Source organism: Thermus sp., assembly GCF_039793865.1.
Classification (GTDB): Bacteria; Deinococcota; Deinococci; order Deinococcales; family Thermaceae; genus Thermus.
This window is the reverse complement of record NZ_JBAMMI010000021.1, coordinates 1-9,133: the sequence shown is the minus strand read 5'-3', so window position 1 is coordinate 9,133 and position 9,133 is coordinate 1. Positions and strand designations below refer to the sequence as shown.

Annotated in this window: 9 protein-coding genes and 1 pseudogene; all 10 read left to right on the top strand. The window is 69.8% G+C overall.

The features are described 5' to 3' along the window. Window positions 1–44 precede the first annotated feature (44 nt). The 10 genes and pseudogenes from ABJK26_RS01915 (at window position 45) to ABJK26_RS01870 (ending at window position 8,858) form a co-directional block, all read left to right on the top strand. Window positions 45–947: a sugar ABC transporter permease gene (locus ABJK26_RS01915; protein ID WP_347240518.1), complete on the top strand. Its 903-nt coding sequence runs from the start codon at window positions 45–47 to the stop codon at window positions 945–947. Further along, window positions 940–1,755 carry a carbohydrate ABC transporter permease gene (locus tag ABJK26_RS01910; protein ID WP_347240517.1) on the top strand — a complete coding sequence of 272 codons (816 nt, stop codon included), beginning with the start codon at window positions 940–942 and terminating at the stop codon, window positions 1,753–1,755. Before ABJK26_RS01915 ends, ABJK26_RS01910 begins: the two co-directional genes overlap by 8 nt. A gap of 8 nt (window positions 1,756–1,763) precedes the next feature. After that, window positions 1,764–3,071 carry an ABC transporter substrate-binding protein gene (locus ABJK26_RS01905; protein ID WP_347240516.1) on the top strand — a complete coding sequence of 436 codons (1,308 nt, stop codon included), beginning with the start codon at window positions 1,764–1,766 and terminating at the stop codon, window positions 3,069–3,071. 74 nt (window positions 3,072–3,145) lie between these two features. Next, entirely contained in the window at window positions 3,146–3,880 is a 735-nt protein-coding gene (gene surE, locus ABJK26_RS01900) for a 5'/3'-nucleotidase SurE (protein WP_347240515.1), read from the top strand. After that, the gene (locus ABJK26_RS01895) at window positions 3,873–4,595 is read left to right on the top strand and encodes a glycosyltransferase family A protein (RefSeq protein WP_347240514.1); all 723 of its coding nucleotides are present in this window, start codon (window positions 3,873–3,875) and stop codon (window positions 4,593–4,595) included. The genes surE and ABJK26_RS01895 overlap by 8 nt, the downstream gene beginning before the upstream one ends. A 194-nt stretch (window positions 4,596–4,789) precedes the next feature. Continuing rightward, window positions 4,790–5,971 (top strand): hypothetical protein, encoded by a 1,182-nt coding sequence (locus tag ABJK26_RS01890; protein WP_347240513.1) that lies wholly within the window; start codon window positions 4,790–4,792, stop codon window positions 5,969–5,971. Beyond that, window positions 5,968–6,399, top strand: a complete 432-nt coding sequence (locus ABJK26_RS01885) for a hypothetical protein (protein WP_347240512.1) — start codon at window positions 5,968–5,970, stop codon at window positions 6,397–6,399. Before ABJK26_RS01890 ends, ABJK26_RS01885 begins: the two co-directional genes overlap by 4 nt. Next, window positions 6,396–7,268 carry a metal ABC transporter substrate-binding protein gene (locus tag ABJK26_RS01880; protein WP_347240511.1) on the top strand — a complete coding sequence of 291 codons (873 nt, stop codon included), beginning with the start codon at window positions 6,396–6,398 and terminating at the stop codon, window positions 7,266–7,268. The genes ABJK26_RS01885 and ABJK26_RS01880 overlap by 4 nt, the downstream gene beginning before the upstream one ends. Window positions 7,269–7,271: 3 nt before the next feature. Then, window positions 7,272–8,441 (top strand): hypothetical protein, encoded by a 1,170-nt coding sequence (locus tag ABJK26_RS01875; RefSeq protein ID WP_347240510.1) that lies wholly within the window; start codon window positions 7,272–7,274, stop codon window positions 8,439–8,441. A gap of 14 nt (window positions 8,442–8,455) precedes the next feature. Then, a pseudogene (locus tag ABJK26_RS01870) lies at window positions 8,456–8,858 on the top strand (SaoD/DsrE family protein). Window positions 8,859–9,133: the final 275 nt, after the last annotated feature.

The following is a 9,133-nucleotide window of genomic DNA, read 5'->3' as shown; positions in this document are numbered from 1 at the left end:
TTTATGACCCTCTCCTGACGAAGAGCCCCTAGGGTGGCCTCAGCATGGCCGTGGCCCTGAGCAAAGCCCAACGCCGCGGAAGGCGCGCCTCCCTCGAGGCCCTCCCCTTCCTCCTCCCCGCCTACGGGCTCTTCCTCCTCTTCATGGTCCTGCCCGTCCTCCAGGCCATTTGGCTTTCCCTCCACCGGGAAAACCTCCTCGGCCGGGGGCGGGCCTGGGCGGGCCTCGCCAACTACCAGGAGGCCCTCTCCCGCCCGGAGTTCTGGAAGAGCGCCCTCCTCACCTTGAAGTTCGCCCTCATGGTGGCTCCCTTGGAGCTCCTCCTGGGCCTTCTGGCCGCCCTCCTGGTGTGGCGTCCCTACCCCGGGGTGGCCCTCTTCCGCACCCTCTTCTTCCTCACCACCGCCGTGCCCACCGCCGTGGCCGCCGTGGCCTGGGGCTGGTTCCTCCACCCCGTGGGCGGGTGGGCCAACCGCGCCCTGGCCTCCCTCGGCCTTCCCCCCCAGCCCTGGCTCACCTCCCCCGAGCTCGCCCTCCCCACCCTGGCGGTGGTCACGGCCTGGGCGGGGGTGGGCTTCACCGCCATCCTCCTCACCGCCGGGCTCCAGAACATCCCCGAGGAGGTCCTGGAGGCCGCCACCGTGGACGGGGCCGGGCCCTTAACCCGCTTCTTCCGCATCACCCTCCCCCTCCTCTCCCCCACCCTCTTCCTGGTGGGCCTCCTGGTGGTGCTCCGTAGCCTCACCGCCTTCGGCCAGATCCACCTCCTCACCCGGGGCGGCCCGGCGGAGAGCTCCACGGTCCTCATCTACCGGGTGTACCAGGACGCCTTCTTCAACTTCCAGGTGCCCCTCGCGGCCTCTGAGGCCCTCCTCCTCTTCCTGGTCCTCCTCCTCCTGGCGGGCCTCCAGTTTTGGCTCCTGGGCCGGAAGGTGCACTATGCGTAGCCTCAGGAAGCTCCTTCCCACCTACCTCCTGGCGGGCCTCTACGCCCTGCTCCTGACCCTTCCCCTCCTCACCCTCCTCTCCGCCAGCCTGCGGAGCGAGGCCGACCTCTACGCCCCGGGCCTCCTCCCTCCCCAACCCACCCTCGAGGCCTACCGGGAAGCCCTGGCCCGCTACCCTCTCTTCCGCTTCCTCCTGAATAGCCTCCTCGTTTCCACCGCCGTCACCTTAGGGGTGCTGGCCACGAGCCTCCTCGCCGCCTACGCCCTCACCCGGATGCGCTTCCGGGGGCGGGAGGCCCTCTTCGGCCTCGCCGTGGCCCTCCTCCTGGTGCCGGGGGAGGCCACCTTCCTCCCCCTCTACCTCCTGGTGGACCGCCTGGGGTGGCTGGACACCTACCCCGCCCTCACCGTGCCCTTCCTGGCAAGCCCCCTCGGGGTCTTCCTCCTGCGCCAGTTCCTCAGGACCATCCCCGAGGACTACTTTGACGCCGCCCGCATAGACGGGGCGGGCCACTTCCAGATGCTCCGCCACGTGGCCCTGCCCCTGGCCCTCCCGGCCCTGGGGGCCCTGGCGGCCCTCACCTTCATCGGCACCTGGAACATGTACCTCTGGCCCCTGGTGGTCACCAAAAGCCGGGAGATGCAGACGGCCCAGATCGCGGTGAGCTTCATCCTCAACGAGGAGGTGGCCCGCTGGAACGTGGTGGCCGCCGGGGCCATCCTGGTCCTTCTCCCCACCCTCATAGCCTTCCTGCTCGCCCAGAGGGCCTTCGTGCGGGGCATCGCCCTGGGCGGGCTGAAGGGATAGGAGGCGGTATGCGGAAAAGCATCGGTACGGCTCTCTTTCTCGCCCTCGTCCTAGGGGGGGCCCAGGCCCAGCGCGTGACCGTGGAGTTCTGGCACTCCATGGGCGGGGTCCTGGGCGAGGTCACGGAGGCCCTGGTGAAGGAGTTCAACGCCAGCCAGAACCGGGTGCAGGTCAAGGCCCAGTACGTGGGGAGCTACGACGACGGGATCAACAAGCTCCTCGCGGCCCTGAGGGCGGGGCGGGGCTACCCCCACGTCATCCAGGTTTATGATATCGGGGCCCGCATCATGGCCGACTCGGGAGCGGTGGTGCCGCTAGAGGACCTGGCCCGCAAGGAGGGCTTTGACCTGGAGCGCTTCCTGCCCCAGCCCCGCAACTACTACACGGTGGAGGGGAAGCTCTTCGGCCTCCCCTTCAACTCCTCCAACCCCATCCTCTACTTCAACATGGCCGCCTTCCAGGAAGCGGGGATCCCCTTCCAGCCCACCTGGAGCCTCAAGGACCTGGAGGAGGCGGCCCGCAAGCTCACCAAGAAGGACGCCCAAGGGCGCACGGTGCGCTACGGGCTTTCCATCCCCATTGACTCCTGGTTCGTGGAGCAGATCTCCTACAACTCGGGCTACACCTTCTGCAACAACGAGAACGGCCGCAAGGCCCGGGCCACGGCGGTGACCTTTGACAACCCGGCGGCCGTGGCCTTCCTGGACATGTACGCCCGGCTGGTGCGGGAGGGCGTGGCGGCCAACACCGGGCGCAACTGGGCGGACTCCCAGAGCCTCTTCGCCCAGGGGCAGGCGGCCATCGCCGCCTACTCCACGGCGAGCCTCACCGGGGTCCTGCGCCAGATCGGGGGGCGCTTCCCCTTGCGCACGGCCTACTACCCCTTCCTCAAGGGGCGGAACGGCGTGGCCATCGGCGGGGCGGCCCTCTACGTGCTCAAGGGCTTCCCCGAGGCGGAAACCCAGGGGGCCTGGGCCTTCGTCCGCTTCCTCCTGGAGCCCAAGACCCAGGCCAAGTGGCACCTGGCCACCGGGTACTTCCCCGTGGTGAAGGGGGTCGCCGAGCTCCCCGAGGTGCGCCAGGCCCACGTGCGCCAGCCCAACTACACCACCGCCATCCAGCAGCTCCTCACCAGCAAGGTGAACGCCGAAAGCGCGGGCTGCCTCATGGGCGCTTTCCCCGAGATCCGCCAGTACGTCCAGGCGGCCTGGGAGGAGATCCTGAAGGGCAAGGCCGCAGGGGAGGCCCTCAAGGAGGCCAAGGCCAAGGCGGACGCCGCCCTGGAGCGCTACAACCGGAGCGTGGCGGCCCGCTAGGGGCATAGGGCCAGGGCCGGGGCAAGGGCCCCGGCCCTGACCCCTTTCTGACAGGGGAGGGCTAGGGTGAGGGCATGCGGATCCTGGTGACCAACGACGACGGCATCTACAGCCCAGGCCTCTGGGCTTTGGCCGAGGCGGCAAGCCGCTTCGGGGAGGTCTTCGTGGCCGCCCCGGACACGGAGCAGAGCGCCACGGGCCACGCCATCACCATCGCCCACCCGGTGCGGGCCTACCCCCACCCCGCGCCCCTTTCCACCCCCCAGTTCCCCGCCTACCGGGTCCGGGGCACCCCCGCCGACTGCGTGGCCCTGGGCCTCCACCTCTTTGGCGGCGCGGACCTCGTGCTTTCGGGGGTGAACCTCGGGAGCAACCTGGGGCACGAGATCTGGCACTCCGGGACCGTGGCCGCGGCCAAGCAGGGGCGGCTCTTCGGGCTTTCGGCCGCGGCCTTCAGCGTGCGGCTCAACGGGGAGGCTCCGGACTTCCAGGCCCTCAGGCCCTGGCTCCTCCGCACCTTGGAGACCCTCCTCCGGCTGGAGAGGCCCTTCCTGGTGAACGTGAACTTCCCCTTGAGGCCCAAGGGCTTCCTCTGGACCCGCCAGTCGGTGCGGGCCTACGAGGGGGTGGTGGTGCCGGGGGAGGACCCCATGGGCCGCCCCTTCTACTGGTTCGCCGCCAAGCCCCGGGCCGAGGCCGAGGAGGGGACGGACCGCTGGGCGGTGGACCAGGGCTTCATCGCCGCCACCCCCCTCCGGCTGGACCTCACCGACGAGGCCCGCCTCCAGCCCGTTTTGGCCGATGATTAGCGTCCTCATCCCCACCAAGGGGAGGCCCCACCTCCTCCGCGAGGCCCTGGCCTCCCTCCTCCGGCAGACCTTCCCCCACTTTGAGGCCCTGGTGGTGGACGACGGGGATGGGGAGGGCCTCGAGGCGGTGGCCTCCTGGGAAGACCCCCGCTTCCGGGCCTTCCCGAACCCGGGGCGGGGCCAGGTGGAGGCGCGCCAGAAGGCCCTGGAAATGGCCCAGGGGGAGGTGGTCCTCTTCCTGGACGACGACGACCTCCTCCTGGACCCCGCCTACCTCTACCGGGTCCAGCGGGCCCTGGACCGAAAGGAGGCCGTGGTCTACGGGGAGGGGGTGCTCCTCCTCCCCGGCGAGGAGGTGCCCTTCCGCCCCGGGGAGGTGGGGGAAGGGCTCCTAAAGGACAACCTCCTTCTGGCCTCGGGGACGGCCCTCAGGAAGAAGACCCTCTTGGACCTCGGCGGCCTGGACCCGGCGATGGGGGACTACTGGGACTGGGACCTCTGGCTTCGGGCCTACCGGGTGGGACTTCCCTTCCACTACCTGAAGGGGCGGAACCTGGGAGTGAGGGTCCACGGGACCAACCAGAGCTACGGGGCCAGGCGGGAGGAGCGGGCCTTTTACCTGGAAAGGCTTCGGGCCAAACACGGCCTTGGCCCCCTGGTCCTCAAGGACCACCTCTCCCTGGCCCTGGCGGCGCTCAGCGCGGCGGGCGGCTGAGGGGCGGGTTCGGGTCCGCCGGGGCCACCTCCAGGCGTGGACAAGAGCCCCACCCCCAGGTCACCCGCAGGGTGTAGCCCGCCCAAAAGGGGTAGGGCGCTATAGGTGCGGCAAGGGGGCAAGTCCTGCCCCGTAGCCCTCCCGGTTGACTTTAATGAGAATGCTATGTCATTATCGTTCCCCAGAGGTGCGCTATGCCAAGACCGCAGTTGGCCCTCTTTCTAGGACTGGCCCTCCTCCCCGTTCTGGCCCACGGTACCGTACCGGAGCGGGAGGAGGCTTTCCCGGCGGAGGCGCGGCTTTTCGCCCTGGACAACGGCCCCCAGGGAAGCCGCCTCCTCTCCCTGGACCTGCCCGAGGGAAAGGTGGTGGCCGAGCTCTCCCTGCCCCCCAAGGGCATGAGCCTGGTGGCCACTCCCTCGGGCCGCTACCTCCTGGTCGCCCGCGGCCGGGACACGGACCGGCAGTGGCTCACCGTGGTCTGGACCGGAAAGGAGGAGGGGCGCTGGAGCCGGCCCGTGGTGGCCAAGAGCCTCCTCCTCGGTAAGGGCTGGAACATTGGCCACGGGAGCGAGCCCTACACCCACAGGGGGCGCCTCCTGGCCTTCTCCGAGAGGACCGCCGAGGCCCTTCTTTTCGGGGAGGAGGCCCTCTCTCCCGAGGCCGCCTTCCTCCACGAGCGGGTCCGCCTCCCGAACCCCGACCACTACCACCTGGTGGAGGCCCCCGAGGGCGCCTACCTCACCCTCCTCGCCCGGGGGCAGGTGGTCCTCTACCCCAAGGGCCTGGGCGGGGAGGAGGCGGGGCGGTTCCCCTGCCCCGTGGAGCACGGAGAGGCCTTCCACCCGGGGACGGGGCGGAGCTTCTTCGCCTGCGCCCGGGACGTGCTGGTCCTGGAGGGGGGAAGGGAGCGGGCCCGCCTCCCCTACCCCGTGGCCGGGGAGCGGATCGGGGCCTTTCTGGAGGGGGAAGGGGTCTTCTACGGGTACTCCGACGGGGTGCGGCACCTCTACCGCCTGGACCCCGCGGGCCTTACCCTTGTCCCCATCGCCCTCGAGGGCGTCTTCCTTAGGGGAGCCTCGGACGGCCGGAGGCTCTACGTCCTCCTCACGGAAGGCACCCTCCAGGTGCGGGAGGCGAAGGAGGGCAGGCTCCTCCTCAAGGTGCGGGTCTCCCCAAGGCCCTTCCCGGAGATGGACGAGGACACGGGTGGGGCCATCTACCCCGACCTCGCCCTCTGGCCCGAGCGAGGCCTCGCCTACGTGAGCCTGCCCCACCTGGGGCTGGTGGCGGAGGTGGACGTGGCCAAGGGCAGGGTGGTGCGCTACCTCCGCACCGGGGGAAGCCCCACCCGCCTCGTCTTGGTGCGGCCATGAACCCCATGCCCGTGGTCATGTACCTCATGGGTTTGGACGCGGAGCATGGCCTCCTGGAGGCGCTTGGGTTTGCCAAGCGGCCCCACCCCCAGGGCGTGGGCTCCAGCCTCTACCTGGGGGAGGAGGCGGTGCTCCACTCCACGGGAATCTGGTACCGGGGGGTCCTCTACCACCGGCCCAAGGAGCGCTTCTACCGGGCCTTCCTTCCCCCCTACCCGCCGGAGGTCCACCCTGGGGCCGAGCCCCTTCCCTTCGCCGAGGGCCTGGCCCACCTCCTCCCCTTCCTGCGGGGCTACGAGGCCCGGGTGGCGGCCCTGCGGGGGGAGGGGCGGGGCCGATTCCTGAGGCGGCTTCCCCCTGGGGCGAGGAGGCACGTGAAGGACTGGAAGGCCTTCTTCCCTGAGGAAGAGGGAGGAGCTGGCGAATGAAGCGCGTTGTAGGCCTAGCCCTCGTCCTCTTGGGGCTGGCCTGGGCCCAGGCCCCGGTGGTGACCACCACGGCCGTCTTGGCCAGCCTCGCCCAGGAGGTGGCGGGGCGACGGATCGGGGTGGAAAGCGTGGTCCCGCCCGGGGCCGACCCCCACGCCTTTGACCTCAGGCCCTCCACCGCCCTGCAGCTCTCCCGGGCGAGGCTCCTCATCGCCAACGGGCTCGGCCTCGAGCCCTACCTCCCCAAGCTCAGGGCCCTCCTGCCCCCGGGGGCGCGGGTGGTGGAGCTTGCCCCGGCCATGCCCGACCCCATTTGCGGCCTCTTGGGGCTTAAGGAGAAGGGGGTCCACCTCCACGGGGACTGCGACCCCCACATGTGGCTGGACCCCACCTACGGGGTGCGCTACGCCGAGGTCATCGCCTCTGAGCTTGCCCGCCTCTTTCCGGGGGAGGAGGCCGGCTTCCAGAAGAACCTGGCCGGCTTCCGGGAAAGGGCCCTCGAGGAGGACAGGGCCCTGGGGGCTTGCCTGCAGGGGCGCAGGTTGCGGGTGGTGGTGGCCCACCTCTCCCTCTCCTACCTGGCCCGCCGCTACGGCCTGGAGGTGGTGGGGGTCTTGCGGGACGCCCTGGGGCAGGACATGGGGGTTCGCGGCCGCATCGCCCTTCTCCAGGAAGCCAGCCTCAAGGGGGTGGACCTGGTGGTGGCCGAGCCCCAGTACGACCCCGCTCCCCTAAGGCGCCTGGCCGAGGAGCTTGGGGCCAGGCTGGTGGTGCTCTATACCGATGCCCTGGACCGGAGGGTGCCCACCTACTTGGACCTCCTCCGGTGGAACCGGGAAAGGCTCTGCGAGGTAGCGCAAAGGAGGTAAGGTATGCGGAAAGGTTGGGTAGGCGCGCTTTTGGGTTTGGTCTTGGCTTTGGCCTTGGCCGAGGGCCAAGAGGACCACGGGCACGGCGGCGAGAAGCTCTACACCCGGGTGGCGGTGGCGGACGCCGAAAAGCCGGTGGTGGCCGTGTACGACGAGGAGGGGAAGGAGCTTGGCCGCTTCACGGTGCCTTCCCCCGCGGCCCTCTACTCCTTGCCCGGTGGCCAGTACGTTCTCATGGTGCACCGGGACGGGGACGCGGTGGGCTTCCTTTACGGAGGACTGGACCTCGAGGACCACGGGGAGCATAAGGACGTCAAGCCGAAAAACCCCTACGTGGCGGCCACCCTGCGCACGGGCCCCAAGCCCACCCACGCCCACGTGGGGGAACCCTGGCTTGCCGTCTTCCACGACGGCGACGGGACCGTGGCCCTCTTTGACCTGCGCAGGCTTGGCCTGGACCTCACCCCTAGGCTCGTCGCCACCGGGGGAGCGGACCACGGGGCCGTGGTCCTCCTGGGGGAGACCCTCCTGGTGGGGACTCTGGAAGGGGGGAGGGTGGAGGCCTACACCCTTGGGGGAACCCGGGTCCTCGCCCTTCCCGAGGCCTGCCCCAGGCTTCACGGGGAGGCCGTGCTGGGGGAAGTGGCCGCCTTCGGTTGCGCCGATGGGGTCCTCCTGGTGGAGCAAAGGGGCCGGGGCCTCGTAGGGCGCAAGTTGCCCTACCCTCCCGGCAGTCCCCAGGGAGCCCGGGTGGGCGTCCTCGCTTCCCACCCCGCCCACCCCTTCCTGGTGGGGAACTTCGGACAGGGGCTGCTCTTCGTTTTTCCCAAGGAGGGGCGCCTGGAAGCCCTTCCTCTTCCCGCAAGGCCTCTGGCCTTCGCCTTTGACCCCGACGGGAAAGCCCTCTATGTCCTCACCGCGGACGGCCGCCTCCACCGCCTAGACCCCAAGGAGCGGCGGGTGGTGGCGAGCCTGGAGGCGGTGAGCCCGGAAGCCCAGGGCGCGTCCACGGCGAGGATGGCTGTGGGCCACGGGGTGGCCTTCGTCACCGATCCCGTAAGGGGGGAGGTGGTCCGGGTAGAACTGGATCGCTTCCAGGTTTCTGGCCGCTTCTCCGTGGGAGGCAAGCCCAGGAACATCGCCCTCTTCCAGGTGGAGGGCGTGGAGCACTAGGAGGAGGCGCAAAGATGCGGGTGGCCTACCTCCTTTCAAGTCCCAGGGCCGCGAGCCACAAGCTCGCCCAGATGATCCTGCCCCAGCTGGAGGCCGGGGTCCACGGGGCGGAGGTGGCGGGGATCTTCTTCTTTGACGACAACGTCCTGGTCCTGCAGAAGGGGAACCCCATCGGGGAGAGGCTCGCCAAGGTGGCCAAGGAGAGGGGGATCCTCCCTCATGATGTACGACCTCTGCGCCCTGGAGCGGGGCCTCGCCCAGGGGGAGCCCCGCTGGTGCACCCCGGAAGGGGAGGGGCGCACCACCCCCGGGGACTGCCGGGTGGCGGCCCACGTGGTGGAGGGGGTGGAGGTGGGGTGCTTCCCCGACCTGTACCGGGCCCTCGAGGGGCGGGTGGACCAGGTGGTCACCCTTTAGCCTAGGCCCTTCTGGCGCTACCTCCACGCCCGCAAGGGGTTTCCCTGACGGGAAACTGGACTTACGCGGTGTTGAAGATCCCCGATAAAATGGGCCTCAAGATGTTTCCCTACGGGAAAGCAGCCGGTGACTAGGGAGGCCCAATGAAGCTGCTTCCCCCATGGGGAACACCTTGCGGATACCACAGCCTGTTCTGCGCGCTCTAAGCGTCCATGCATTAACTCAAAACTTGCACCTCCCGCATACCCCGCATAAACCTTCACCCCCTCCCCCCG

Coding starts and splice junctions, on each gene's coding strand:
- ABJK26_RS01915 (WP_347240518.1), top strand. CDS start 45: ATGGCCGTGGCCCTGAGCAAAGCCCAACGCCGCGGAAGGCGCGCCTCC.
- ABJK26_RS01910 (WP_347240517.1), top strand. CDS start 940: ATGCGTAGCCTCAGGAAGCTCCTTCCCACCTACCTCCTGGCGGGCCTC.
- ABJK26_RS01905 (WP_347240516.1), top strand. CDS start 1,764: ATGCGGAAAAGCATCGGTACGGCTCTCTTTCTCGCCCTCGTCCTAGGG.
- surE (WP_347240515.1), top strand. CDS start 3,146: ATGCGGATCCTGGTGACCAACGACGACGGCATCTACAGCCCAGGCCTC.
- ABJK26_RS01895 (WP_347240514.1), top strand. CDS start 3,873: ATGATTAGCGTCCTCATCCCCACCAAGGGGAGGCCCCACCTCCTCCGC.
- ABJK26_RS01890 (WP_347240513.1), top strand. CDS start 4,790: ATGCCAAGACCGCAGTTGGCCCTCTTTCTAGGACTGGCCCTCCTCCCC.
- ABJK26_RS01885 (WP_347240512.1), top strand. CDS start 5,968: ATGAACCCCATGCCCGTGGTCATGTACCTCATGGGTTTGGACGCGGAG.
- ABJK26_RS01880 (WP_347240511.1), top strand. CDS start 6,396: ATGAAGCGCGTTGTAGGCCTAGCCCTCGTCCTCTTGGGGCTGGCCTGG.
- ABJK26_RS01875 (WP_347240510.1), top strand. CDS start 7,272: ATGCGGAAAGGTTGGGTAGGCGCGCTTTTGGGTTTGGTCTTGGCTTTG.